The following is a 26,847-nucleotide window of genomic DNA, read 5'->3' as shown; positions in this document are numbered from 1 at the left end:
TTCCCTGCCTTTTTTATTTCTATTGCGCCTCGAAGGTCAGAGTACCAACTGAGCCCGTATCAAAATCGCTTGATTGATAATCGCCGTAGATTTTGATTTGCGTAAAACCTGCCTCACGCAGTGCCAGTTCCAGCTCGAACACGCCCCACCAGCGTAAAGAAAATAGTTCCATCTCCGTTGCCACCAGTTGCGTGTCTTGCCATAGCTCATAACGCAGCTGCGATGTCACCACCTGTTTGACATAATCCGTTGCGGTGCGCATTTCCTGCAAGGTCAGCAAATCTTCGCCATCCTGCCAGTGCCGCGCACGCGGTGCGTGATCCATGAAATCACCGACCACAGAAATATCCAGCAGTAATTTGCCGTTTGGAGCCAGCGTCTCTTTACTGCGTCGCAGGAAGCTCATCGCATCAAGCGGATCGGTCATGAGCTGGAAAGAACCGGCTGGCAGCACAATCGCTGCAAATTTTTGCGCATAATGAAATGTCGTGAAACCCTGCAGGCTCAGCTCTGCATTTACACCATATTGCGCGCAATTTGCTTTGCACAGCTCAAGCATTTCAGGAGACAGATCAAACCCGCTGACGCTGTGCCCCGCCTGTGCCAGCGGCACCAGCATACGGCCATTGCCCGTTGCCGGCTCCAGAACCGGCCCTGTGGTGGTTTTCAGGCGTTCGAGATAGAATTCCACATCGCCGAAAGAGCGCCCGACCGGTTTATCCAACTCGTAAACGCGCGAGGCCAGCTTGCCATAAGTCTTGGTCATTTTTGAACTTTGCCTTGTCCGCAGCAAGCAGAAACCGGCCCTGAAGCCGCAACAACTCTGCCGCACATAAAAAATCACTCTGTTACACAGTAATGTGAAACGGCAAGAAATGCAGGACGATAGCCTGTCTTTTCAAACACAAAGTGCCTGAAAACACAATATAAACGACGGGCATAGATTTTACGGCACAGGTTCAGGACAGAAAATTGCGTAATTTTCATAAGGCAAATATGTAAAATTTCGCCCCGCCACAAAATTGTCATCTTGCAGTCGGGCCTATTGAGTGGCAAATTCCCGCGCATGGTTTCAAAACGTCTTAGCCGGGAAGCCGGCCACCGCCGTAAATTTCTTGTCTCAATTGATGAAACGCCCGAATGCGGACGTGCGGTTGCCTATGCATCACGCCGTGTGCGCAATACCGGCGGCGCATTGGTGTTGCTGTTCGTCATCGACCCGTCAGATTTCCAGCAATTCCTTGGTGTCGGCAATATTATGCGGGCAGAGGCACTGGAACGGGCGCAGACAGCACTGAATAAATATGCAACACAATTGCGTGAGCAATACGGCATTGAGCCTGAACTGATTGTGCGCGAGGGGCAGACTGCGGAAGAAATTCACAGCCTGATTGAAGAAGATCAGGATATTGCCATTCTGGTACTGGCTGCCGGTTCCGGCAAAGAAGGTCCGGGACCGCTGGTACAGTCGATCGCGGGGCGTGGCGCATCCTTCCCTGTTCCGGTCACAGTCATTCCGTCAGATCTTTCTGACGATGACATTGATGCCGTCGCCTGAAACACCTATATTAAGAGCAATCACGCAACTCTGTGGTCATGGTTGCCGTATTTTCTTTACAGCCCCTCATTTAACACGGGAGAACTTCAATGTTCATCCAGACTGAAGCCACACCTAATCCGGCGACCCTGAAATTCCTGCCGGGTAAAGTGGTTATGCCGGAAGGCACTGCTGATTTCCGCGATGCGGACAGCGCCGCCAATACCTCGCCTCTCGCCGCTAAACTCTTCGCAGTACCAGGCGTAAACGGCGTATTTTTCGGCTATGATTTCATCACTGTCAGCAAAGACGGTGCAGAATGGCAGCATCTCAAACCGGCCATCCTCGGCACGATTATGGAACATATGATGTCCGGCGCACCGGTCATGGCGTCAGAACAGTCCAAAGGTCACGATCATACCGAAGGCGAGTTCTTCGCCGATGCGGATGCGGAAATCGTTGAAACCATCAAAGAACTGATCGAAACCCGCGTGCGCCCTGCTGTGGCACAAGACGGTGGTGACATCACATTCCGTGGTTTTGAGCATGGTGTTGTTTATCTGCATATGAAAGGCGCCTGCTCCGGCTGCCCGTCTTCAACAGCAACACTGAAACACGGTATTCAGAATCTGCTGAAACATTTCGTTCCGGAAGTTCTGCAGGTCGAAGCTATCTGAGATTTCAGAAAAATCATCAATAAAAAACGCGGCTTAAAAGCCGCGTTTTTTATTATCTCTGCCATACCAGATTACAGCACAACAACCTTGGCACCGACACCGGCACGGTCATACAAATCCATAATATCCTGATTAATCAGACGGATGCAGCCGGAAGATACATTCTTGCCGATAGACCACCATTCCGGCGTCCCATGGAGACGATAGCCGCTGTCACGTCCGCCTTTATACAGATAGAGCGCACGGGCCCCCAGCGGATTGTTCAGACCGGGTTTCATGCCACCGGCATATTTTGCCAGTTCCGGCTGGCGCTTGATCATCGGTGCCGGTGGTGTCCATGTCGGCCATTCACGTTTCATGGCAACTTTGGCATTGCCTTTCCACTGAAAGCCCTCACGACCAACACCGATACCATAGCGCATCGCCTTACCATCCGGCTCGACATGATATAAAAACTTGTTCTGCGTATCGACGACAATTGTACCGGGCGCTTCTGTCGTTTCATATTTAACCTGCTGACGGCGATATTCCGGTGCGATTTTCTGAACAGGAACCGTCGGCAGCACATAGGCTGCATCTGTAACACTGGAATAGGATGCCGTACTGGTCTGAAAAGGTGAGGTTGTCGAACAACCGGCCAGCGCCATTGTCAAAAAAAGACCCGCGGCGGAGAGTGCATTTCTGTATACCATTTTTCCCCTCAGAAAACCGTAATGACAGTCAACATTTGTTGGGAACAAGTTAATCATTGATCCTTAATCAATCATTAACCATGATTATCTTTTATAAAATCCGTTACCCAAGATAAACGGACACCTATACTGACAGAGACACATGCCAATTATCTCGCCTTTTCAACAACATCCTCTCAGTGACGGCCGTCAGTCTGAACTGGCATTGCTGGTGCGGCGCGGCGTGCAGCGCCTGTGTCTTGATTTGAATATTTATGTTTTGCCTGAAATTTCTCTGCGTTCAGGCAGGCGCGCCGATTTGGTCGGGCTGACGCGCAAAGGTGAAATCTGGATTATTGAAATCAAATCATCTGTCGAGGACTGGAAAGCCGATCAGAAATGGCCGGATTACCGCAATTATTGCGACCGGCTGTTTTTTGCCACCCATGCACAGGTGCCGCGCGAGATCTTTCCGGAAGATTGCGGTTTTATACTCTCGGACGGTTATGGCGGGGAAATTCTGCGCGATGCACCGGAGCACAAACTGGCACCAGCCACACGCAAAGCGCTGACATTACAGCTGGCGCGGATCGGCGCAAACCGGCTGACACTTGCAGAAATGGCAGGCGTGTCGATGCCGCTCAGTGATGCCGACTGAAAGACCAGCCGGCATAATTATAAACATAAAGCTTAACGCGGAGCGCGTTTGGCCAGAATACGCTGCAAAGTACGGCGATGCATATTCAGGCGGCGTGCTGTTTCAGAAACATTGCGTTCGCACATTTCATAAACGCGCTGAATATGTTCCCAACGCACGCGGTCTGCGGACATCGGGTTTTCCGGAGGCGCAATCTTCTCACCGTCACGGCGGGTCAGCGCTGCAAAAACCTCATCCGCATCCGCAGGCTTGGAAAGATAATCAATCGCACCGATTTTGACGGCATTCACAGCGGTGGCAATATTGCCGTAACCGGTCAGCACAATGGCGCGGGTATCTTCACGCTTGGCACGGATAGCTTCAATAATGTCCAGACCATTACCGTCGCCGAGGCGCATATCAACAACGGCATAGGCCGGAGCTGCCAGCTTCACAGCAGCAATGCCTTCCTCAACGGATTCAGCTGTTGTTACTGTAAAACCACGGCTTTCCATAGCACGCGCGAGCCGCTGCAGAAACGGTTTGTCGTCATCAACCAGAAGAAGCGAAGGATCACTGCCGATGGCAAGGTGATCATCCTGACTCATATCATCCATCAGGTATTCCTTACTCGTCTTTTGTCTTTTTACTTATTGCTGCGCCTGCGTCAAAAAGTCAAATATGCAATGTAACTATTCATGTAAAACGACAAAATTCATAGCATTTCACAGAGATTTTACTCAAAATATGCCTATAAAGGCCACAGTTTCAAACACTGAAAAACGAATCTTTCAGTCTCAGACACCCTCCCCGCTTCTCCGGAGAATCGGATTTATGCTGTCAGCGCCTGCCGCGACCAGACAATCGTAATTTCCGCACCGCTTTGACCCGGTTCAGGACGATTGGCAAAGGAGATATGCGCACCGGAACGCTCCAACAGTGTTTTGGCAATGAACAGCCCAAGCCCCAATCCGCCGCCATTGCGCTCATCGCTGCGGCGCGACATATAAGGCTCGCCAATCCTGTCGAGCATATCAACGGAAAAGCCTTTGCCATCATCACGGATCGTGATGCGTACCGAATTTTCATCCCAGCCCCAAACCACTTGTGTCTCGGTCTTGGCAAAATCCACGGCATTCTCGATCAGATTACCCAGACCATAAATCACACCGGGATTGCGACGGACAACCGGCTCGGCAATCATTGATTTGGGATCAGGTTTTTTCTCAACATCAATCTGAATGCCGAAATTACGATGCGGCGCGATCACCTCTTCAATCAGCGAGGACAATGCCAGTTTCGACATATGCTCTTCGCCTTCCGAAGACAGGCTGGTGAGACGTTGCAGAATTTCGCGACAGCGCTGTGCCTGAGAGGACAACAACTGAATGTCCTCGGCATAACGGTCATCACTTTTCAGAGCACGCTGCATTTCCTTGACCACCAGTGTGATGGTCGCCAACGGTGTCCCCAACTCATGAGCAGCAGCAGCGGCAAGACCGTCAAGCGCCGATAAATGCTGCTCACGCTGCAGCACCAACTCAGTGGCGCTCAAAGCATCACCCAGCAAACGCGCCTCTTCGGCAATCCGGTAAACATAAACCCCGCTGAAAATCAGCGTCGAAACAATGGCACACCAAACGCCGATGACAAACATCAGCGGCAGTTCCAGCGTCATACCGCTATACCATGGCAGCGGCAGATGCCACACCACCAGTACGCTGGCACAGGCAATCGCCATCAGGCCGAGCAGCAAAATACTGCGCACAGACAGAGCGGTTGATGCAATAATCACCGGTACGACCAGCAGCACGGCAAACGGATTTTGCAGACCGCCGGTCAGATAAAGCAGGCCGGTGAGTTGCAGGATATCAAAGGCCAGTACCAAAAGAACCGTGCGCAAATCCAGACGGTGATTGAGCTGATAGCGGAAGGATAAGAACAGGTTCAGCCATGCCGATACGGCAATCAGCGCGAAGCTGATACCCAACGGAAACACAAAATTCAGCGACAGAGAAACGAACAAAACAGCTGCGGTCTGGCCGGTAATGGCAAACCAGCGCACGCGCACCAATGTTGTCAGACGCAAGCGACGGGAAAGCGACGAGGCCCGGTTTATCAGATCACCATTTGCCATTCAGTCATTCCCCGTAAATTATCGCGCATAAAATGCCTTATGCGGCAAAATCGGCATGTACGCAAGCAAATCTGCGCCATCCTGCCGCAGGCTAATTTCCCCCGAACGCTCCCGCCATATTTTGGTTATGGCGAGCCAAAAATGGTGCTCTGCGAGAACCGGAGCGGAGCGTACAATAGTACGTGAGCCTAGGTAAGCGCAGAAGAGTGCCATTTGCAGGCCGCCAGAGCCGAAATATTCAAGTCCCGCGTGGTTTGGCACGCCGAGTGGGATCCGCCTCTGCGGGATTTTCCGGCCAGACATGGCGCGGATAACGGCCGCGCATATCGGTGCGCACATCGGCCCATGAGCCTTTCCAGAAATTCGGCAAATCGCGGGTGATCTGGATCGGTCTATGCGCCGGAGATAGTAGCTCCAGCAACAGCGGCACCGTATCGCGGGCAATGGAAGGATGCGTCGTCAGGCCGAACAGCTCCTGCACCCGCACGGCGATTACCGGTTCATCGCCCTCATAATTAATTGCGATATTGGAGCCGGTCGGCACAGTAAAATGTGTTGGTGCCAAAGTATCAATCTGCCGTTGCAGATCAAACGGCACGAGAGAGCGCAGGCCATTCATCAAAGCAGTTTGACTGATTTTATCGAGCCGCGCCTCGCCGGTCAGGAACGGCAGCAACCAGTCTTCCAGTGTCGCCAGTAGATGCTCATCATCCATCGACGGCCATGACTCACCTAGCCCGCGATAAAGCCAGCCAAGGCGACGGCGCAGCGTTAAAGAAGACTTGTCCCAAGGCAGAATATCCAAACCATATTGGCGCACAGCCTGAATAACACCCAAGTCAGCGGCTTCACCCGATGGCGCTGCCAGATTTTTCTCTGACAGAGTTATTGCGCCCAACCGCACTGCCTCACGGGCACGCAAGGCTTTGCGTTCAGGGTCATAGATAACCTGCTGGCCGCCTTCGATCTGGCTCACCAAGCTCTTGCGGATATCCTCTTCACTCACCTCAGCGGCTGAGAGAATGCGCTGCGCCCCTGCCCGTCCGGTCAGATCAGCAACCACCAGCCACGATGCTCGGGACAAATGCTGACTGGCATCCAGCTCGCCGCCACGGCCATTGGCCAGAATAAACTGCCCGCCATTGCCACGCGCTTTGGCCACGCGATCCGGATAAGCATCCAGCAGCAGACGACCCGCATGAACTTCTTCTTTATTTTGCGCATTGGCTACCGGCAAATCTTTAATCAGCGAGCGTGCCAGTCCGCGTGCCTTTTGCGCACGATCACCGCGATCCCGACGAAAACGGGAAAGCCGCGCATCGAGATCAACATCATTACCGCCAAGGCCGCGCTCGGTCATCAGCACGGCAAGCTCTGCCGCCTGCAAGGCTTCACCGCGATTGGCAGCCTCGGCTACCATATGCGCAAGCCGCGCCGGCAAAGCCAGCTTTCTGATCTGTTCACCGGAAGCCGTCAGCCGCCCGTCTGCATCCAGTGCGCCAAGCCGTTTCAGCAAGGTCGCCGCTTCTTTCAGACTGGCCGCTGAGGGTTGATCGAGCAAACGCAAGTCGCTGACATTTTGCACACCCCATGCCGCACAATCGAGCAGCAGCGACGACAGGTCAGCTTCCAGAATTTCCGGCGTGGTAAAACGTGGCAGCGATGATGTTTGCCCCTCATGCCAGAGCCGGATCGCAATGCCGGATTGGGTTCGCCCCGCACGCCCTGCACGTTGCGTAATCGCCGCCTGTGATGCGCGCACGGTTTCCAGCCGCGTCAGACCGGTCGCCGGTTCAAAACGCGGCTGACGCGACAGACCGCTGTCGATCACCACCCGCACACCGTCAATGGTGATTGAGGTTTCGGCAATCGAGGTCGCCAGCACTACTTTGCGTTTGCCTTCCGGTGCCGGTTTGATCGCCGCATCCTGATCGCGCCCGTCCATCGCTCCGTAGAGCGGGCAGAGCATCACATGCTCACCAACCCGCCCTTCAAGGGCACGAACTGTACGCTCAATCTCACCCTGACCGGGCAGAAAACACAGCAAACTGCCCTGTTCATCAGCCAGAACGGCACGAATTGTCCGCGCCATAGCATCTTCAATCCGCTCATCGGCTTTGCGTTCCTGATAGCGGATTTCTACAGGAAAACTGCGGCCTTCACTCTCCACTACCAGCGCATTATCGAGCAGTTCCGCCACCCGCGCACCGTCAAGCGTTGCCGACATCACCAGAATTTTGAGATCGGGGCGCAAGGCTCCCTGCACATCCAGCGCCAGCGCCAGTCCGAAATCAGCATCCAGACTGCGCTCATGAAACTCGTCAAACAGCACCGCGCAGATACCGGATAATTCCGGATCATCAAGGATCATGCGGGCGAACACGCCTTCCGTCACCACCAGAATTTGCGTCTGCGCATTAAAACGGCTGTCGAGGCGCATCCGGTAGCCGACCGTTTTGCCAACCTCTTCGCCGAGCAGGCGTGCCATTTGTGTGGCCGCAGCGCGCGCCGCCAGCCTGCGCGGTTCCAGCACAATAATCCGCCCACCATTGCGCCAGTCTGCCTGTAAAAGATGCAGTGGCACCAAAGTCGTCTTACCCGCACCGGGCGGCGCAACCAGAACGGCAGAGCCGCCAGCCTGCAAGGCATGATCCAATTGCGGCAGCGCCTCACGGACAGGCAAAAGCGGAAGGGATGAAACGGACTGCTGAGGCAAAGACAACGCACCTGATAAATGATTCTGATTGCTGCGAATTATAAACAGCCGCGTTATGCTTTACTATTCTTGAGGAGCAGATATGGCACATCAATTGACATACTCCCCCATAGTATATATTTTCATCACCATATTCATCGGTAGAAAACTATGCCCCACTCACCGGAAGCCAAGAAACGCGTCATGACACGCCTGCGCCGCATCAAAGGTCAGGTGGAAGCGCTTGAGCGCGCGGTTGAGGAAGGCACAGAATGCGGCGCGCTTTTACAGCAGCTTGCCGCCATGCGCGGTGCCGCTACCGGCCTGATGGCAGAAGTTCTGGAAAGCCATTTAAAAGAGACCTTCCAACAGCCGCAGAAAGCTCTATCTCCGGCTGAAATGGATACAGAAATCGACCAGCTTATGCGGATTATCCGCTCTTATCTGAAATAAAAGACCACTGATTTAAGAGGAACAAAGCCATGAAATCGCGCGCAGCCGTTGCCTGGGAGGCCAATAAGCCACTCACTATTGAAACAATCGAAATCGGTGGTCCGAAAGCCGGTGAAGTTCTGGTGGAAATTATGGCAACCGGCGTGTGCCATACCGATGCCTATACGCTGTCCGGCCTTGATTCCGAAGGCAAATTTCCGGCCATTCTCGGCCATGAAGGCGCAGGCATTGTGCGCGAAGTCGGTGCAGGTGTCACCACACTGCGTCCGGGCGACCATGTGATCCCGCTTTACACACCGGAATGCCGCTCGTGCAAAACCTGCCTGTCGCAGCGTTCCAATCTCTGCACCTCGATCCGCGCCACGCAGGGTCAGGGGCTCATGCCGGATCGTACCTCGCGCTTCTCCTGCGACGGCGGCGAAATCTTCCATTATATGGGCTGCTCGACCTTCTCGAACTTCACCGTTCTGCCGGAAATCGCGCTGGCAAAAGTGCGTGAAGACGCACCGTTCGATAAGATCTGCTATATCGGCTGTGGCGTAACAACCGGCATCGGCGCTGTGATTTATACCGCCAAAGTGCGTCCGGGCTCCAATGTTGTGGTATTCGGCCTCGGCGGTATTGGTCTCAATGTTATTCAGGGTGCCCGTATGGTTGGCGCCGATAAGATCATCGGCGTTGATATCAATCCGGCCAAAGTGGAAATGGCGAAGAAATTCGGCATGACCGACTTCATCAATCCGCGTGAAATCGGCAATGACAAGGTGGTGCAGGCCATTCAGGATCTGACCGACGGCGGTGCCGATTATTCCTTCGACGCAACCGGCAATACCGATGTGATGCGTCAGGCACTGGAATGCTGCCATCGCGGCTGGGGTGAAAGCATCATCATCGGCGTGGCTGAAGCAGGCAAGGAAATCGCCACCCGTCCGTTCCAGCTGGTCACCGGCCGTGTCTGGAAAGGTACCGCATTCGGCGGCGCGCGTGGTCGTACCGATGTGCCGAAAATCGTTGACTGGTACATGGAAGGCAAGATCAATATTGATGATCTGATCACCCATAAAATGCCACTTGATGAGATCAACACTGCGTTTGATCTGATGCATGAAGGCAAATCGATCCGTTCGGTCATCACATTCTGATGACACAGTTTATTTTCCGCTGGAACGAGCTCGACGATCTGACACCACGCGCACTCTATGCAATGCTTAAGCTGCGTATGGAGGTCTTTATCGTCGAGCAAAATTGCGCCTTTGCGGAAATCGACGGCAAGGATATCGGTGCGTTTCACTTGCGCATTCTTGATGGGGAGGAGCTCGCAGCAACGCTGCGGGTTCTGCCACCGGAAGAGAATGAAGCAGTAAAAATCGGCCGTGTTGTGGTAGCGCCAAACTATCGGGGCTACAAACTCGGCCAGCGCCTGATGCAGGAAGCTGTTGATTTTGCGCAAGCACGCTTTCCTGACCAGCCAATTGAGCTTGGCGGACAAAGCCATTTGCAGAAATTCTACGGTTCTTTTGGTTTTGTCGCCATTTCCGAAGAATATCTGGAAGACGGCATTCCGCATATCGACATGCGTCTGGAACCGGCAAACGGAGCCTCTGTATGAATTTTCTGCTGCGCCGTCATATGTCCTTCTATATTGCAGCGGCATGCGGCGCGGCAGTCTTTCTGATCTGCCGGATTTTCTCCCTTTCACCGGCGCCGGTGATTGCGGTCAATTGTTTCTTCATTCTCTATCTGCTGATGACTTTCAGGGCATTGCCGCATTTAAGTGCAGCTTATTTGAAGAAACATGCTGCAAGCACTGACGAGCCGGTCTGGATTATTTTTCTCGTCACTTTTGCGACTGTGGTTTCTTCCATCACCTCGCTGTTCATCCTGATAAATCAGCAGCAACAACAGCATGATCAGTTCACATTTGCTGCGACACTGGCCGCAGTGCCGCTTGGCTGGTTTACAATTCATATGATGACAGCCCTGCATTATGCGCATCTGTACTGGGAACCTGATCAGACCACGCCCAAAAACGGAAGCTCAGGACGCAACCATAAAGGCGGCTTTGAATTTCCGAATACGCCGGAGCCCTCCGGTTATGACTTTGTCTATTTTGCTTATGTGATAGGCATGACCGCACAAACCTCCGATACCAGCGTCACGACACCGGCCATGCGCAAGGTCACTCTGCTGCACAGTATCGTCTCCTTTTTCTTCAATACCGTACTTGTTGCCGCAGCCGTCAATGTTGCTGTGGCTCTGGGGAGTTAGTTCATGGAAATCATTTCAAAGGCAAAAGCCTTCGGCGGCAATCAGGGCGTCTATCGCCATAAAAGTGAGGCCTGCCAGTGTGATATGACTTTTGCTTTGTTTCTGCCGCCGCAGGCAGAGCACGGCCCCGTGCCTGTTCTCTGGTATCTCTCCGGCCTGACCTGCACACATCAGAATGTGATGGATAAAGGCGAATATCGCCGCCTTGCCGCCGAACTTGGCATTGCTATTCTCTGTCCTGATACCAGCCCGCGCGGTGATGATGTGCCGGATGAGCCGGATAACTGGCAGTTCGGTAAAGGCGCAGGCTTCTATCTCGATGCTACAGAAGCGCCTTTTGCTAAAAACTATCAGATGTACAGTTATATTACGGAAGAACTGACAGAACTGGTGGCTCAGGAGTTTCCGCTGGATATGTCCCGTCAGGCAATTACCGGCCACTCCATGGGCGGTCATGGGGCAATCACCATTGCGCTGAAAAATCCTGAACGTTTTAAATCTGTCTCAGCTTTTGCACCGATTGCCCAACCTTCCACGGCCGGATGGTCAAAGCCTGCCTTTGAGAAATATCTCGGGCACGATCAGAGTGCATGGCGCGCTTATGATACAACATCGCTGATTGAAGACGGTCACCGGATTGAAAGCCTGTTAGTCGATCAGGGCACAGCGGATAGTTTTCTGGATGATGGTCTGCGCCCGTGGCTGCTACAGGAATCCTGTGCCAAGGCGGCCATCCCGCTCACATTGAATATGCGGGAAGGCTATGACCATTCCTATTATTTCATCTCGACCTTTATGGATGAGCACTTACGCTGGCACGCAGCCCGCCTGTGATATTCCGGTTTTGACGCCAAATCCGGAATTATATGCCGCGCTGTAACTCAGCGCGGCGTCACCTTCATCAGCAAGCCGTTTTTCGGTTGGGTGGTCAGTTTTTGCACCGGCCACGGTTGTGCATCGCCCACCATATCAAAACGATGTTTTGACAACAGAACCGCCAGAGCAATCACCGCCTCCTGCATCGCAAAACTGCCACCAATACAGACGCGCGGGCCCGCACCAAATGGCAGATACTGAAAACGGTCGATCTTATCGCGGTTTTGCGGATGGAACCGCGCCGGAATAAATGCCTCCGGATTATCCCAATATTTCCGGTGCCGGTGAATTGTCCACGGCATCACGATCACCGCTGTGCCTGCCGGAATTTTCAGATCACCGAACTGATCATCCGCAAGCGCCTCACGGTTGATCGAAGGTGCAGGCGGATAAAGCCGCATCGCTTCCTCAAAAGCGGCACGGGTCAGCGGTAGTTTTTCCAGCCATTGATGTGGGGGCAAATCTTTGCCTTCACCATTCATGAATGCATCAATTTCCGCTTCCACGACAGCGCGCTCTGATGGGGCTTGCGCCAGTAAATAGAGCGTCCAGCCCAGTGCCCGTGCAGTTGTTTCATGCCCTGCACCGATAAAGGTAATCAGATTATCCTCAATCTCATCCCGCGACAGGCCATCCGGTTTTTCAGCGGAAGTTTCCGTCTGCAATAACAGTGTCAGGAAATCACTCGGCACGGCTTCACCGCGATCCATCCGCTCTTTGCGCAGCTGAATTGTCTCCGCCACAATGGAACGGAAAAAGCCTAATGAACGGCGGCCGCGCAATTGTGTCAGGCGGGGCAACCAGTCCGGCGCACCGAGCAGATCAAACGGATCGACCCGTCCCATCGTCTCGAACAACCGGTCTGTCTGGCGGGCAAATTCCTTCGGATCACCGGCAATCTCGCCGGAAAATAATGTCTCAGCCAGAATATCATAGGTCAGCAATGTCATATCCCGCGACACATCTGTCACCGTGCCGGATATGCGATAGCGGTTGGTGAAAGTCTGCGCACTTTTCAGCATGGCATCGGCGAAGCCGTGAATATGACGCGGCGTGAACACCGGCGCCATAGCCTTGCGTGAACGCCGCCATGTGGAGCCTTCGGCGGTCAGCAACCCGTCGCGCAGGATCGGGCGCAATACGCGCTGACGGATGGTACCCATCGGATAATTTTGCGGATTTTCCACCAGAACATGACGGATCAGCGCCGGATCATTGGCGATAATCGTATGCATACCGAGCCAGTTCACCTCAACCCACGGCTCATTATAGGAAGGCTCGCCCCAAAGCTCTAACGGGTTACGATAGACAATCCGCATCAGCTCCAGCCGCCCGACCGGATCTTTTCGCGGAACCGGTGCCGGTGGCACAAAAGGCTGCTTTGCCGGAATTGCACCGGCATTTGAAAGTGAAGATCCTAGCAATTCAGTCATGATGCCATCCTGAAAATGTTTCATCATGCTGTTCTGGTATCAGCCTTGTGCCCCCAAACGCATGCCGCAGTTAAATGTCTTCATTCAACGTCCGCAAGCATGCGTCACTCAAGAATCCAGAGCGTACACAGCAAGTTGAATGCGCTGTAAAGGCTCTGGCAGCACCGGAAACAGCGGCTACCTCAAACAGATATAGGAAAGACAATAAGGCAAAACAGCGATCCTGCAAATTTTGCCGTAATTATCTGACATGAAACTTGGAACGCGCACTGGTCAAGGCTGTCCCGCCTGCCTATATGTGCTGTTAACTCCAGAGAAATATGAAAGCCCGCTTCCGTGTCATCCGCAATCAACAGCATTATCAGCCTGCCATACCGGCTTATGCTGTTTCTGCTTGCGTTCATGATGCTGCAGTTTTGTGCCTTTCAGATGTCTGCACAGGCTTACACACCTGTTATGCCGCTTGCAGCCGAAATTACACATGTTGCGCCGGCGCATGAAACAACGGATCACGGGCAGCACAATAAAGCGCCGGAAACCGGCCAGCATCACAGCACCAAGGGCATGGCCTGTGCAGTCAGCGGCTGTGTTATGCCTGTTCCTGTAGCACCGGTTATGGCACAAATTGATGCCTTTCCGCGCGCACTAAGCGCGCCCTATATGCAGGTCTTGCACGGACTGCCGCCTGCCCTTTCCGATCGCCCTCCGATCTCTGTTTGTGCCTGAAAATTACAATGCACCGCGCTGACCTTCGGCGCAGGTGATAATATTTTCTGACATAAACGGAGTATTCCGATGAAAACACTTAATCGTCGTCAGACCATGCTGTTCGGCCTTGGTGGCCTGTCTGCTATTGCCCTGCCAGCACTGCATCTCAATCGCGCAAACGCACAGGGCGCCCATGATATGCACAAAATGGCGCCTGCCGCATCCGCTGCTCCAGCAGGTGTGAAACTGCCCCATCCCGCTCTTTTGCAGCCGGATAATAGCGGTTTGGTCAAGCTGAAGATCGCTAAAGGCCGCCACAGTTTTCAGGCTGGCAGCAGTGCCGCTTCCGCCGGTATTAACGGCAATTATTTCGGTCCTGTTCTGCGCCTGCAAAACAAATCCCATGTGCGCTTCGCTATTGAAAATGCTATGGATGAAGTCACCACTCTGCATTGGCACGGGCTGATGATCCCGTCTGATATGGATGGCGGGCCGCATAATGTGATTAATGCGGGCGCTATATGGCAGCCGGAATTTGACATCAATCAACCGGCATCGTTCAACTGGTTTCACCCGCATACACATATGGAAACCGCCCGTCAGGCACATATGGGTGCGGCCGGTATGTTGCATGTCAGCGATGGTGGTGATCGTGAACGCGGCCTGCCGGATACATTCGGCACCGACGACCTGTTTCTGGTATTTCAGGATCGCCGCGTGATTGACGGTGACAATGTTTACGCACCGGATTTCATGGATCTGATGCATGGTTTCCGTGGCCAATATCTCACCGTCAACGGTGCTATTGCCCCTGTTGCCACAGTGCCGCAAAGCATTGTGCGCCTTCGCCTGCTCAATGCCTCCAATTCGCGCAATTATCACTTCCATTTCAGCGATGGCCGGATGATGCACGCGATTGCGTCCGATGGCGGCTTCCTCGCCAAACCGGCAGCGGTGGATATTCTGACCATTGCACCGGGTGAGCGCTATGAAGTGCTGGTCGATTTCTCCAATGGTATGGCTGCCGACTTGATCAGCCTACCTGATGACGGCTCCGGCAGAACACCGAAACTGGGTGATGCACAAAGCCTTGAGCATCTGATGCGTTTTGAGGTGAGCGATGGTCTGAAAGCCGATGTGATGAAACTTGTTTCCGCATTGGAAGAGCCGGCTGCTGCCGATCCGGCCAAGTCCGTCAAAACCCGTTCTTTCGTCTTTGATGAAAACATGGTCGGTAACATGGCGATGATGCGCAAAAAAATGATGGGCGGCGAAAGTTCCCCGATGGGTCAAATGGGACAGATGGACCATAGCAAAATGGATCACAGCCAGATGGGGCAGATGCAAATGCCGCAACCGTCAAAAATGCAGGAAATGATGTCCGGTGCAATGGATCACGGTGAACACTCTGCCCGTTCAGCTGACCAGATGGGACCGTCGCTGACGGCTGCCACCTCCGGCATCACCATGTCGATTGCGGATAAGCCTTTCGACATGAGCCGCGTGGATGTGGAAGCCAAGCTCGGCTCCATGGAAATCTGGAAGCTGAAATCTGTTGAAATGGGACACCCGTTCCATATTCACGGTGCCAATTTCCGTGTCCTTTCCAAAAATGGTCAGGCAGCACCGGATTATCAGGCCGGATGGAAAGACACCGTGCTGGTCGACGGGGAAGCCGAATTGCTGGTTCACTTCAAAGCAGAGGGCAAACGCTCACATCCGTTCATGTTCCATTGCCATGTGCTGGAGCATGAAGATGTCGGCATGATGGGACAGTTTGTAACTGTCTGATCCGCGCTTTTGAAGCAGAATTGAACATATCCGCGCCCGATGCGGACAGGCTCTTACAAGGCCTTTCGCCTCGGGCGCGGTTTATTACATAAAAACTGGTAATTATGCCGTTTTTCAGCGCTAAAATTTGGTAAATCGGCTCTCAGCGACTATATTAAAGAGACCATTTCAGCCTGATTCGTTTCAGCACTTTCCGGCCCGTTCCGGTAAGCCGGAATCTATAATCAGCCAAATTTTTTACCGGACGGCATAAGCCTTACGGCAACGCTAACGAAAGTCTTTCATGAGCGAGACCACTGAAAATCCTCAAGGCGAGAACCTTTCCGCAGATATCAATGCGACTAATCCTGAATATGGCGCGGATTCCATCCGCGTTCTGAAAGGGCTTGATGCGGTGCGCAAGCGCCCGGGCATGTATATCGGTGATACGGATGACGGCTCCGGCCTGCATCACATGGTTTACGAGGTGGTGGATAACGCGATTGACGAGGCGCTTGCCGGTCATGCGACACTGGTTACCGTGACATTGAATGCCGACGGTTCCTGCACTGTAACCGATAACGGCCGCGGTATTCCGACCGATATCCATAAGGAAGAAGGCGTGTCTGCCGCTGAGGTTATCATGACCCAGCTGCACGCAGGCGGTAAATTCGACCAGAACTCCTATAAGGTTTCCGGTGGTCTGCATGGCGTGGGCGTTTCCGTGGTGAACGCGCTTTCCATCTGGTTGAAGCTTAAAATCCGCCGCGCCGGTAAAATTCATGAAATGAGTTTTACCCATGGTGTAGCTGATGCACCGCTGGTGGAAACCGGCAATGCAGGCGATGAAACCGGCACAGAAGTCAGCTTCCTGCCGTCGCCGGACACTTTCACCATGGTTGAATTCAGCTATGAGACGCTGGAACGCCGTCTGCGCGAACTGGCATTCCTGAATTCCGGCGTGCGCATCAAACTGGCTGATAAGCGCCATGCGGATGTGATTGAGCAGGTTCTGCATTATGACGGTGGTCTGCAGGAATTTGTCAAATATCTCGACCAGTCCAAAAAAGCACTGCTTGAAAATCCGATCTATATTATCAGCGAAAAAGACGGCATGACCGTTGAAGTCGCCATGTGGTGGAACGACACCTATCATGAGCGCGTGCTGTGCTTCACCAATAATATTCCGCAGCGCGACGGCGGTACGCATCTGGCCGGTTTCCGCGGTGCGCTGACCCGTCAGATGACCGGCTATGCGGAAAGCTCCGGCATTGCCAAGAAAGAGAAAGTTAATCTGACCGGTGATGACTGCCGTGAAGGTCTGACAGCAGTGCTCTCGGTAAAAGTGCCGGATCCGAAATTCTCATCCCAGACCAAAGACAAGCTGGTGTCTTCGGAAGTTCGTCCCGTCGTGGAAAGCCTCGTTAACGAAGCGCTGGCCACATGGCTGGAAGAACATCCGAGTGAAGCCAAAGTGCTGATGTCCAAGGTTGTGGAAGCGGCTGCCGCGCGTGAAGCGGCGCGTAAAGCCCGCGATCTGACACGCCGTAAAGGTGCACTTGACATCACCTCGCTGCCGGGCAAGCTGGCAGACTGTCAGGAACGCGATCCGGCCAAGTCCGAAATCTTCATCGTTGAGGGTGACTCGGCTGGCGGCTCTGCAAAGGGCGGACGCTCGCGTCAAAATCAGGCCATTCTGCCGCTGCGCGGTAAGATCCTCAATGTGGAACGCGCCCGTTTTGACCGTATGCTCTCCTCCGACCAGATCGGCACGCTGATCACCGCGCTCGGCACCTCGATCGGTAAGGACGAGACCAGCGGCTTCAATCCGGAAAAGCTACGCTACCACAAAATCATTATCATGACGGATGCTGACGTTGACGGCGCTCACATCCGCACATTGCTGCTCACATTCTTCTTCCGTCAGATGCCGGAGCTGATTGAGCGCGGCCATATCTATATTGCGCAGCCGCCGCTCTATAAAGTGACACGTGGCAAGTCTTCGCAATATATCAAGAACGAAGCTGCCTTTGAGGACTTCCTCATTGAAACCGGCCTCGAAGAAGCAACTCTGGAACTTGGCAATGGTGAAGTCCGTGCCAGTGCCGATCTGCTGTCGATCATCAATGATGCCCGCAATCTGCGCACAGTGCTGAACGGCCTACATACACGCTATGACCGTGCAGTGATCGAGCAGGCCGTGATTGCCGGTGCGATGAATGTGGAAGCGTCCAACGATCCTGCGAAAGCACAGGCTCTGGCCGACGCTGTTGCCAAACGCCTCGACATGATCGCCGAAGATATGGAACGCGGCTGGAGCGGCACCTATTCACCGGAAGAAGGCTTCCGCTTTGAACGTATGTTGCGCGGCGTAAAAGATACCGCAATTATCGACATGGCGCTGCTTGGTTCTGCCGATGCCCGTCAGCTGGATCGTTTCAGCGAACGTCTGCATGAGGTTTATTCCACGCCGCCGGTTCTGCGCCGCAAAGATAAGAGCGAAACCATTTCCGGTGCGCTTCAGCTTCTGGAAGCAGTTTTTGCAACCGGTCGCAAAGGCTTGTCACTGCAGCGCTATAAAGGTCTTGGCGAAATGAATGCCGAGCAGCTTTGGGAAACCACGCTGGATCCGAATGCACGTTCGCTGCTGCAGGTAAAAGTGACCGATGCGACCAGCGCCGATGCTCTGTTCTCGCGCCTGATGGGTGACGAAGTGGAACCACGCCGCGAGTTCATTCAGGACAATGCGCTCAGCGTTGCCAATCTGGACGTTTAATCCATTTTGCATAATCATAAAAAACGCCGGAAATTCCGGCGTTTTTTATTTATCTTACAATATGTGTCGGCTGGATAATCAGACCGTCCGGTGTTTGCGTACGATACACCTCTACCCCATAGAGATCGCGGATCACCTCTTCACGCAGAATATCCGCCGGTGTGCCATCAGCCACCAGACAACCGTCTTTCAACAAAAGCAGGCGGGTACACCAGCGTGCGGCCAGCCCCAGATCATGCAATGTGCAGATAATGCTGCGGCCACGTGTGGAAAGCTCACGGAAAATCTGCATCAGGCCAAGCTGATGTGCCGGATCAAGCCCTGCCACCGGCTCATCGGCCAGCATCAAAGGTGTGTCCTGTGCAATGGCGCGGGCTATCAGAACCCGTGCCTGTTCACCACCGGATAATTCCCGCGCCGGTTTATAGCGCAGATGAGTAATCTCCAGCACTTCTATGGCAGAAGTAATCTGGTGCTGATCCTCTTTGCTCAGGCCGGAGAATTGCGGCAGACGGGCAAGACGGCCGAGCTGCACCACAGCCTCAACGCGCATATTCCAGCTAATCTCACGATCCTGCGCAATATAGGACAGAAACTGCGCACGCTTTACGCTTTTAAGCTGCGCGCTTTCCTGCCCGTTTAAGGTGACTAAACCCTGATAAGGCAGTTGCGCCAGCAAAGCACGCAGCAGCGTGGACTTTCCTGCACCATTCGGGCCGATCAGACCGACAAACTCGCCTTCACCTATGGTGAAAGAAACTCCGTCGATTATGATGCTCTTCTGGCGGGAAACCGAGAGATTTTCAACGCGTAACAGACTCAAATTTCTGCTCCTTTGCGCAATCTCCACACCAGATGCAGGAAGAATGGCGCACCGATCAAAGCCGTCTGAACACCGAGTTTCAGATCCTTCTCCGGCAGAATAAGGCGTACGAAAATATCAGCTGCCAGCAACATAACCGCTCCGCCCAGTGCCGAAGCCGGTAGCAGACGCGACGGGCGCGAACCAACAAAGGGGCGCAAGACATGCGGCACCACCAGCCCGATAAAGCCAATTGCTCCTGCCACAGCCGTTGCCGCACCGACACTCATTGCCGTACCTGCCACCACAAGAAACTGCACTTTACGCAAATCAACACCCATGCTGGCTGCAGTTTCCTGCCCCAAAGTCAGCGCATCCAGTGAACGGCCGGACAGGATCAGCATGAGCCAGCCAAGACTCATAAACGGCAGCACTAGCCAGACATGGCTCATGGAACGGTCATTTAAGGAGCCGAGCATCCAGAAGACAATTTCCATCAGGGCAAAAGGATTGGGCGCAAGGCTCAGTGCCAGTGATGTCAGCGCACCGGCAAAGGCCGAGGCTGCAACACCGGCCAGAATAACCGTAATCGTAGAGCCGCTGCCACCTGCCAGAAACTGCACCAATATCACTGCTATAAATGCAAAACCCAGTGCCATCAGCGGCAGGCTTAAAGGAAACAGCAAAGACAGTCCGCTATAAAGCGCCAACACTGCGCCAAGTGAGGCGGAAGAACTAACGCCAAGTAATCCGGGCTCCGCCAATGGATTGCGTAAATAACCTTGCAAAGCTGCACCGGACAGACCCAATGTCAACCCGATCATCAAGCCTAGTAAGGCACGGGGAAGCCGCAATTGCTGCATGATCAATACGGTATCGCTATCCCCCACCCCGAACAGGCCGGACAGCCCTTGCATAAGACTGATGGAGGACGAACCGGTCAGCAGCGAGATGACAAACAAGGCAATCAGCACCACGCCAAGCGCAAGCAACAGACCATAATAACGCCGGTTCTGATCCATCATCGCTCTCCGTTTGCCTGTCTGGCACGCTGCAAAATTCTCACTGCTTCCAGCGTATAGACTGAACCGCACGACCAACTGCGCGCAGGCACAGCCACATGCTGCGTTTTACGCCCCTGATCACTGACCAGTGCTTGCATAACCGGATGCCGGTAATTCTGATAGGCCAGTGCCGGCTTCTCATAAAATTCAGGCTCGACAATCATATCCGGCTTCAGGCGAATGAGATCCTCCAGCGATACACGCCCTGCTGCCAGTCTGCTGTCACTGGCACCAAGATTGGTAATATCCAGCAGTTTCATAATCTCATCTGACAATGTTCCCACGCCGGAGGTATAACCATTAGGCTCATAAAGCAGCGCAGTTACCGGTTGTGTATTCTTCTGCAAAGACCCAAGCATCTGATCAATTTCAGCAATTTGTGCCTGTGCATTGTCTTGCTGTCCGAGTACCTGCCCCATTTGCGTGATCTGCTGGCGGATATCAGCAAAGCTCTGCGCATAACCGAAACGCTCAATCCTTATGCCTTCTCGCTCCAGAACCGCGAGCTTATCCGGTGCTGTATAGACTGAAGCCAAAACCAGATCGGGCTTCAGCGCCAGTATTTCCTCAAGGCCGGAACGGTTGAGCTGATAGCTGCCAGCCTGCGCCGCGACTGGCGAAGAAACCGGATCTGCCGCAATATGGCTGACAGAGACAATCTGAGACGGATCGGCCAGTGACAGCGCCAGAATATCCGTACAAAGATTGAGCGAAACCACCCGCTTCGGCATTACCTGCGCCTGCACCGGTAAGATGCAGAAGCACAAAAGGCAGGCCGCGAGAACGGCCTGCCTTTTGGTAAAACTGATGAGGGCGGTTAAACGCACCATTCTCAGAAAGAGGCTTTCAAACCGGCAAATGCGCCGCGACCCGGTGTATTATAGCCGTAGACTTCCTGATATTTTTTATCGAACAGGTTTTCGATACGGGCATAACCTTCAAGCTTATCTGTGAACTTATAGCTGCCGCCGATATTAACAACGGTATATTTGTCCAATGTCACAACAGATACCGGAAATGTGCCAACGTTATTATCTTTCATGTTGCCATTGAATACAGCTTCGCCAAACAAACGGGCACGATCCTCATAGAATGTATAAGCCACATTCACAGAACCGGAGTGACGCGGCACTCGCACTAAATCTTTGTTATCTGCCATTTTAGCAGAAGTATAAGTATAAGTTGCTCCTGCAGTCAAACCATCAGTCAGATTTAACGTAGCTGACAGTTCAACACCGTGTGTACGCGTTATCCCTGGTATATTAATGAGTTTATTGCCATTGCGACTGATTTTGTCACGAAAACGGTTGTTAAAATACGTTGCATCCAGAAGCAGCCTGCCATCAAATAAACTCTTCTCAACACCAATGTCCCACCCCAAATTATGCTCTGGCTTCAGCTCTGGATTGCCTACAAAGCCTTCAGGGCCGAAGTAAAAGACGCCAAACTGTTCGATAAAATCGGGGTTTCTGACACCAGTACCGACAGAACTGTGCAAACGCATGTCTGTATCTGGAATAGCCCAAGCGGTACTCACTGAATAAGTCGTTGCGTCTTTAAACTCATCATTCAGATCATGACGCAAAGCTAAATTTAAATAAAACTGATCCCAGAATTCGCCATTATACTGACCAACAAAACCATAACTATCGCGTTCATAATCTTTTGTTGTCGAAAATGTCTCGCGCTTCCAGTCGATACCACCGGTAATCGTATGATGAGCATCTGCAAAACTTGGCGTATCAAAAACATAGCTTGCCTGATAAGAACCGGTATAACGCCGACCTTTCGTTTCATATACAGGAAACATAGGCGTGACGTTCTTATAATGTATCGAATTGCCTGTAAAACGCAGTTTTTGAGTTAAAGCATCCTCAAGACCAGTCCATGTCAACCCAACCGATCCTAATAGATTAGATGTCTGGCCATAATTGTTTAATGAATCAGCCGGATCGGGATTCCAAACTGGGTCAGCATCAAGATCCGTGCGATTTTTCATGTAACGTAAAGTCGCATCCAACTTAGCAGTGTCAGACAGATCAATATTGACCTTACCGTTCAATGTCAGATTGGTGTCGCCGTCTTTTTCATCACCAATATCGGAAATATTGAAACCCTTGGTGTGGCGGTAGGAGGCGGCCAGCGCCATATCATAATTTTCTGCACCACCCTGCAAAAGCACACCACCGAGCCATGAATTCTGACTGCCGGCTTCCGTTGCACCGCTGATTTTGAAGCCGTCGCGCTTGCCACCTTTGGTGATGATATTCACCACACCGGCCGCAGCACCTGCCCCCCAAAACGCGCTCTGAGGGCCGCGCAAAATCTCGATCCGATCAATGTCATCAGCTTGAATAGCACCGAAATCGAATGCACCGCCCTCAGCACTACTGACTTCAACGCCGTCAACCATCACCAGAAGATGGTTAGCTTCAGCACCGCGCACACGAATATTGGTCATGCCGCCCTTGGAGCCTGAGCGCGACACGGCAAAACCCGGCACCATACGCAGCGCATCGGCCACATAACGCACCTGATTTTGCTCAAGCTGCTTGCCGGTAATCACAGTTACAGCACGGCCGGTCTTGCCTTCTTCAATCGGCGTGCGTCCGGCTGTCACAAGAATTTCTTTAAGCTGTACCGGTTCCTGCTTTTTCTCTTGCGCCAGCGCCGCATTGCCAAGGCTGAAAACTGTCAAAGCCGTTCCGAGTACCAAAATGGATTTTTTATGCTGCAACAAATTGCGTGTCATGCTGTCCCGCCATAGATCAGACAATGCACGCTTTATCCGCATTACATTGCCCTGAATGATACAAACCGCATTTGAGACAGGCTGAATAAACAGTCACTTATCCGCATACGGCAACATTTTAACAATGTCACCGTCACGGACGTCCGCGCCTGCGCACCCCTCGTGCACCGGCTGGTGACCGGAAAAGGCAGGTCTCCTGACTTGCGGGTCATCACGAACGCTCCGCCTTCCCGTCCTCTCAGACAGTGGCTTACCGGAGGCCGCTCACCGTTACAGTTGCGGGGGCAGTCACGGATTAAGCACCGTGTTCCCTTTTCATTTGTCTGAAACAATGCTGCCCAGACAAAACCTTTTCCATGTAAAGCGATAACAATGCACCGCTTCACGGTCAATTCTTAAGCAATTATGAACTGCGTTTTTCAAAGGGGCGTGATACTTGTGCCGCAGTTTCAAAATGATAGAGCATAATTCCTTAAACTTGGATCAGTTTAAGGTAAAATCATGCTCTAATTTTAAAGTGTTAGAGCGACCTTTGTGTGCCAAGTCTGGCACACGGCGCTCTAGACGATTTAGCCGTTACAGCGCACGGATATCATCGTAAAGCTTCTGCGGAATTGTCACCGTGCCATTGGCCAGACTGCGTTCACGGGCTTCATAGCGGCGCTGCGATGGCAGACGTGCCCCCTGATCTGTAATCGCCGAGAACATTTTCTCCGCCCGCGCCATATGTTCCGCCATTGCTGCGCCGAGGAAACTCTCCGGATTCAAGGCAATCACGATTTCCCCCGTGTTTCGGTGTTGCGCCGCGGCCATTATCCCACTCCTGAGATTCAAGGCTCAGCATATCACCGATCAGCGGCCCCGCCAGTAGTTCGACCATGGCAGACAGAGCCGAACCTTTATAACCGCCGAATGTCAGCATCGCGCCTTGCAGTGCAGTCTCGGCATCGGTTGTCGGCTCACCATCTTTATCAACTGCCCAGCCCAGCGGGATCGGTTTACCTGCACGGCGATGCAGTTCAATCTCACCCCGTGCCGCAGCACTGGTGGCAAAGTCGAAAACAAACGGATATTTGCCTGCACGCGGCCAGCCAAAAGCGATCGGATTGGTACCGAACACACCGGTTTTGCCACCCGCAGGTGCAACCCATGAATGGCTCGGCACCATTGTCAGCGAGACAAGACCATGTTCTGCCAGCATTTCCACTTCCGGCCACAGAGCCGAGAAATGCACACAATGATTGATCGCCATCGCGGCAATGCCGAGTTTACGGGTTTTCTCCACCAGCATCGGCAGGCCTTTTTCCAGCGCCAGCAAAGAATAACCGCCTTTGGCATCTACCGCGACAATACCGCCGGCACGGTCTTCCACTACGGGCTCCGCATCCAATACCACAGCACCGGTTTTAATGGTTTGAGCACAACTCAGAACCCGATAAAGCCCGTGAGAGTCGCATTCATCACGCTGGCAACTTTGCAGCAAACGCGCATTGGCCTGCGCATGTTCCTCGGAGAGACCAAGCTTGATAAAGGTCTTTTCCGCTAGATTGTAAGCTTCATCGAGCGTAATTGTGATGGTTGCGGTCATGGCTGCGGTATCCTCCCTGCATGTAATTTTGCCCAAAGGCAATCTAATATATCAGAGACCTAGCCCAACCATTACCAAACAGCAAGTTATTACCTTATGAAAATAAAAAACCCGCTCAGAGAGCGGGTTCTTCAAAGCTTAATTATCAGCGGGAGAACTTACGGTCGCCGCCTTCACGTGGCTTGCGCGGGCCTTTTGGTTTGTCGCCAAAAGGCTTGCCTTCGCCGCCTTTAAAGCGGGACTTGCCTTTCGGTGCACCCCAGCCCGGCTTATCGTCGCCGCCACGTTTATCAAAGCGGCGTTCGCCACCGCGATCAGAACGCGGGCCACGGCTTTCCTGCTCAGGTGCGGTTGAAGTGCGGATAACCAGACCTTTTTCGCCTGTACCCTGCTCTTCAACAGTCGCAAAATATTCTTTGGCTTTTTCGCTGTTAATCTCGAAACGGGTTTCGTTTTCAAGAATACGGATTGCACCAACATCGCCCTTGGAAACCTGACCGGCTTTACAGATCAGCGGCAGAATCCATTTCGGATCGGCACGATGTTTGCGACCAGCCGACAGTGTAAACCATGCACCGCCATTGAAGGAGGAACGGTCTTCACGCGGAGCACGCTCGGAGCGCTCGCCACGTTCACCACGTTCGCGTGCCGGTGCGCCCAAAGCGCGTACCGGGCCTTCAGACACGTCTTCCGGTGCCGGACGGCTTTCGATTTCACGACGCAAATAAGCGGCTGCGATCTGTTCAGGCGTATAACGCGCCTGCAATTCGCGCATCAGTTCCTGCATGTCTTCAGGAATTTCATCGCTGAGACGTTCGTTGCTGAGGATAACCTCACGAACTTTTTCCTGAACCGCATTAATGGTCGGCGCTGCAATGCTCTTGGCATCCAGACGTGTCATTTGCAGCAGACGCTCAGCCGAACGGCGGCGGGAGAAAGGAACCACCAGAATACAGGTGCCCTTACGGCCGGCACGACCGGTACGACCGGAGCGGTGCAGCAATGTTTCACCATTATTCGGCAGATCGGCATGAATAACCAGATCAAGATTTGGCAGATCAATACCGCGTGCAGCAACGTCTGTTGCTACGCAAACGCGGGCACGGCCATCGCGCATGGATTGCAGCGCATTGGTACGTTCAGCCTGTGACAATTCACCGGACAGCGCCACAACCGAAAACCCACGATTGCTCAGTCGGCTTGCCAGATGCTTCACGCCTTCACGGGTGGAAGCAAAGATAATAGTGTTAACATTATCATAATAGAGCAGCGTGTTGATGATCGCGTTTTCGCGCTCATGCGGCGGCACAATCATTGCCTGATAGGTAATATCAGCGTGTTTTTCATGGCTGGCGGTTGCAGTAATGCGCAAAGCATCTTTCTGGAAACGCTTGGCAAGCAAAGCGATTGATTTGGAAACCGTTGCCGAGAACATCAGTGTGCGGCGATCTTCCGGAGCTTCACCGAGAATGAATTCCAGATCTTCGCGGAAGCCGAGATCAAGCATCTCATCGGCTTCATCAAGCACAACAGCACGCAGATCAGACATGTTCAGCGCACGGCGTGTGATATGATCGCGCAGACGACCCGGTGTACCCACGATAATATGTGCACCACGTTCCAGATTGCGGCGTTCTGTGCGGATATCCATACCACCAACACAAGTGGTGATACGGGCACCGGTTGGTGCGTAGAGCCATTCCAGCTCGCGGGCAACCTGCAAAGCCAGTTCGCGTGTCGGCGCAATAATCAGAGCCAATGGTGCACGCGGGGCTTCCAGACGATCGCCCTGTTCGAGCAGATCAGCTGCCATGGCAATACCAAAAGCAACAGTTTTACCGGAGCCGGTCTGAGCGGAAACCAGCAGATCGCGACCGTCATTGTCAGGCGTCAGCATAGCTTCCTGAACGGAGGTCAGTTCCTCATAGCCACGAGCTTTGAGCGCACCGGCAAGGGCTGGTGCAATAGTAGAAGGCAAGGTCATGAATGACTTTCAGCAATGG

Annotated in this window: 24 protein-coding genes and 1 riboswitch; of the genes, 11 read left to right on the top strand and 13 right to left on the bottom strand. The window is 53.1% G+C overall.

Annotation, left to right across the window (positions count from 1 at the left end; genetic code table 11):
* Window positions 1-19 precede the first annotated feature (19 nt).
* The gene (locus KHQ09_RS02865; RefSeq protein WP_213596170.1) at window positions 20-766 is read right to left on the bottom strand and encodes a class I SAM-dependent methyltransferase; all 747 of its coding nucleotides are present in this window, start codon (window positions 764-766) and stop codon (window positions 20-22) included.
* Between the two features lie 300 nt (window positions 767-1,066).
* On the opposite strand from KHQ09_RS02865, the gene KHQ09_RS02860 reads away from it, so the two are divergent.
* Window positions 1,067-1,558: a universal stress protein gene (locus KHQ09_RS02860; protein WP_022710684.1), complete on the top strand. Its 492-nt coding sequence runs from the start codon at window positions 1,067-1,069 to the stop codon at window positions 1,556-1,558.
* Between the two features lie 89 nt (window positions 1,559-1,647).
* Window positions 1,648-2,214 (top strand): NifU family protein, encoded by a 567-nt coding sequence (locus KHQ09_RS02855; RefSeq protein ID WP_075654080.1) that lies wholly within the window; start codon window positions 1,648-1,650, stop codon window positions 2,212-2,214.
* Window positions 2,215-2,285: 71 nt separating this feature from the next.
* Here KHQ09_RS02855 and KHQ09_RS02850 read toward each other — a convergent pair whose 3' ends face one another.
* A complete protein-coding gene (locus KHQ09_RS02850; RefSeq protein ID WP_116086295.1) occupies window positions 2,286-2,906 on the bottom strand; it encodes a L,D-transpeptidase in 621 nt (206 codons plus the stop codon).
* Between the two features lie 142 nt (window positions 2,907-3,048).
* On the opposite strand from KHQ09_RS02850, the gene KHQ09_RS02845 reads away from it, so the two are divergent.
* Window positions 3,049-3,543, top strand: coding sequence for an MmcB family DNA repair protein (locus KHQ09_RS02845; protein ID WP_213596168.1), 495 nt, complete (start codon window positions 3,049-3,051; stop codon window positions 3,541-3,543).
* Between the two features lie 32 nt (window positions 3,544-3,575).
* On the opposite strand, the gene KHQ09_RS02840 is transcribed toward KHQ09_RS02845, so the two are convergent.
* The 3 genes from KHQ09_RS02840 to hrpB form a co-directional block, all read right to left on the bottom strand.
* Window positions 3,576-4,139, bottom strand: a complete 564-nt coding sequence (locus tag KHQ09_RS02840) for an ActR/PrrA/RegA family redox response regulator transcription factor (protein ID WP_022710680.1) — start codon at window positions 4,137-4,139, stop codon at window positions 3,576-3,578.
* Between the two features lie 215 nt (window positions 4,140-4,354).
* Window positions 4,355-5,659, bottom strand: a complete 1,305-nt coding sequence (locus KHQ09_RS02835; protein WP_213596166.1) for an ActS/PrrB/RegB family redox-sensitive histidine kinase — start codon at window positions 5,657-5,659, stop codon at window positions 4,355-4,357.
* Between the two features lie 238 nt (window positions 5,660-5,897).
* Window positions 5,898-8,375, bottom strand: a complete 2,478-nt coding sequence (hrpB, locus tag KHQ09_RS02830; RefSeq protein ID WP_213596164.1) for an ATP-dependent helicase HrpB — start codon at window positions 8,373-8,375, stop codon at window positions 5,898-5,900.
* Between the two features lie 150 nt (window positions 8,376-8,525).
* Between hrpB and KHQ09_RS02825 the strand changes: the two genes are divergently transcribed.
* Genes KHQ09_RS02825 through fghA form a run of 5 tightly spaced genes read left to right on the top strand, consistent with a single transcriptional unit; the run spans window position 8,526 to window position 11,909 of the window.
* On the top strand, window positions 8,526-8,807 hold the full coding sequence (locus tag KHQ09_RS02825; protein ID WP_213596162.1) for a metal/formaldehyde-sensitive transcriptional repressor: 282 nt from the start codon (window positions 8,526-8,528) through the stop codon (window positions 8,805-8,807).
* 29 nt (window positions 8,808-8,836) lie between these two features.
* Entirely contained in the window at window positions 8,837-9,949 is a 1,113-nt protein-coding gene (locus tag KHQ09_RS02820; protein ID WP_213596160.1) for an S-(hydroxymethyl)glutathione dehydrogenase/class III alcohol dehydrogenase, read from the top strand.
* Window positions 9,949-10,416 (top strand): GNAT family N-acetyltransferase, encoded by a 468-nt coding sequence (locus KHQ09_RS02815; protein ID WP_213596158.1) that lies wholly within the window; start codon window positions 9,949-9,951, stop codon window positions 10,414-10,416. Before KHQ09_RS02820 ends, KHQ09_RS02815 begins: the two co-directional genes overlap by 1 nt.
* A complete protein-coding gene (locus KHQ09_RS02810; RefSeq protein WP_213596156.1) occupies window positions 10,413-11,075 on the top strand; it encodes a DUF1345 domain-containing protein in 663 nt (220 codons plus the stop codon). The genes KHQ09_RS02815 and KHQ09_RS02810 overlap by 4 nt, the downstream gene beginning before the upstream one ends.
* A 3-nt stretch (window positions 11,076-11,078) precedes the next feature.
* Window positions 11,079-11,909 carry an S-formylglutathione hydrolase gene (gene fghA, locus KHQ09_RS02805; RefSeq protein WP_213596155.1) on the top strand — a complete coding sequence of 277 codons (831 nt, stop codon included), beginning with the start codon at window positions 11,079-11,081 and terminating at the stop codon, window positions 11,907-11,909.
* A gap of 47 nt (window positions 11,910-11,956) precedes the next feature.
* Here the strand turns inward: fghA and KHQ09_RS02800 are convergent, their stop codons facing one another.
* The gene (locus tag KHQ09_RS02800) at window positions 11,957-13,384 is read right to left on the bottom strand and encodes a cytochrome P450 (protein WP_213596153.1); all 1,428 of its coding nucleotides are present in this window, start codon (window positions 13,382-13,384) and stop codon (window positions 11,957-11,959) included.
* Between the two features lie 336 nt (window positions 13,385-13,720).
* Between KHQ09_RS02800 and KHQ09_RS02795 the strand changes: the two genes are divergently transcribed.
* The 3 genes from KHQ09_RS02795 (at window position 13,721) to gyrB (ending at window position 18,638) form a co-directional block, all read left to right on the top strand.
* Complete coding sequence (locus KHQ09_RS02795) at window positions 13,721-14,110, top strand: hypothetical protein (protein WP_213596152.1); 390 nt, start codon at window positions 13,721-13,723, stop codon at window positions 14,108-14,110.
* Between the two features lie 69 nt (window positions 14,111-14,179).
* Entirely contained in the window at window positions 14,180-15,883 is a 1,704-nt protein-coding gene (gene cueO, locus KHQ09_RS02790; RefSeq protein WP_213596150.1) for a multicopper oxidase CueO, read from the top strand.
* Window positions 15,884-16,166: 283 nt separating this feature from the next.
* The gene (gene gyrB, locus KHQ09_RS02785; protein ID WP_116086275.1) at window positions 16,167-18,638 is read left to right on the top strand and encodes a DNA topoisomerase (ATP-hydrolyzing) subunit B; all 2,472 of its coding nucleotides are present in this window, start codon (window positions 16,167-16,169) and stop codon (window positions 18,636-18,638) included.
* 49 nt (window positions 18,639-18,687) lie between these two features.
* Here gyrB and KHQ09_RS02780 read toward each other — a convergent pair whose 3' ends face one another.
* The 7 genes from KHQ09_RS02780 to KHQ09_RS02755 form a co-directional block, all read right to left on the bottom strand.
* Entirely contained in the window at window positions 18,688-19,461 is a 774-nt protein-coding gene (locus KHQ09_RS02780) for an ABC transporter ATP-binding protein (protein WP_213596148.1), read from the bottom strand.
* The gene (locus KHQ09_RS02775; protein WP_213599750.1) at window positions 19,458-20,462 is read right to left on the bottom strand and encodes a FecCD family ABC transporter permease; all 1,005 of its coding nucleotides are present in this window, start codon (window positions 20,460-20,462) and stop codon (window positions 19,458-19,460) included. Before KHQ09_RS02775 ends, KHQ09_RS02780 begins: the two co-directional genes overlap by 4 nt.
* A complete protein-coding gene (locus KHQ09_RS02770; protein WP_213596146.1) occupies window positions 20,462-21,235 on the bottom strand; it encodes an ABC transporter substrate-binding protein in 774 nt (257 codons plus the stop codon). The genes KHQ09_RS02775 and KHQ09_RS02770 overlap by 1 nt, the downstream gene beginning before the upstream one ends.
* A 101-nt stretch (window positions 21,236-21,336) precedes the next feature.
* On the bottom strand, window positions 21,337-23,256 hold the full coding sequence (locus KHQ09_RS02765; protein WP_213596144.1) for a TonB-dependent receptor plug domain-containing protein: 1,920 nt from the start codon (window positions 23,254-23,256) through the stop codon (window positions 21,337-21,339).
* Window positions 23,257-23,425: 169 nt separating this feature from the next.
* A riboswitch (cobalamin riboswitch) is annotated at window positions 23,426-23,624 on the bottom strand.
* Window positions 23,625-23,832: 208 nt separating this feature from the next.
* A complete protein-coding gene (locus KHQ09_RS18525) occupies window positions 23,833-23,964 on the bottom strand; it encodes a hypothetical protein (protein WP_338019226.1) in 132 nt (43 codons plus the stop codon).
* On the bottom strand, window positions 23,909-24,844 hold the full coding sequence (locus KHQ09_RS02760) for an Ldh family oxidoreductase (protein WP_338019225.1): 936 nt from the start codon (window positions 24,842-24,844) through the stop codon (window positions 23,909-23,911). The genes KHQ09_RS18525 and KHQ09_RS02760 overlap by 56 nt, the downstream gene beginning before the upstream one ends.
* 145 nt (window positions 24,845-24,989) lie before the next feature.
* Window positions 24,990-26,828, bottom strand: a complete 1,839-nt coding sequence (locus tag KHQ09_RS02755; RefSeq protein ID WP_213596142.1) for a DEAD/DEAH box helicase — start codon at window positions 26,826-26,828, stop codon at window positions 24,990-24,992.
* Between the last annotated feature and the right edge of the window lie 19 nt (window positions 26,829-26,847).

The organism is Pseudochrobactrum algeriensis, assembly GCF_018436245.1.
GTDB classification, from domain to species: domain Bacteria; phylum Pseudomonadota; class Alphaproteobacteria; order Rhizobiales; family Rhizobiaceae; genus Pseudochrobactrum; species Pseudochrobactrum saccharolyticum.
This window is presented reverse-complemented; position numbering and strand designations above follow the sequence as displayed.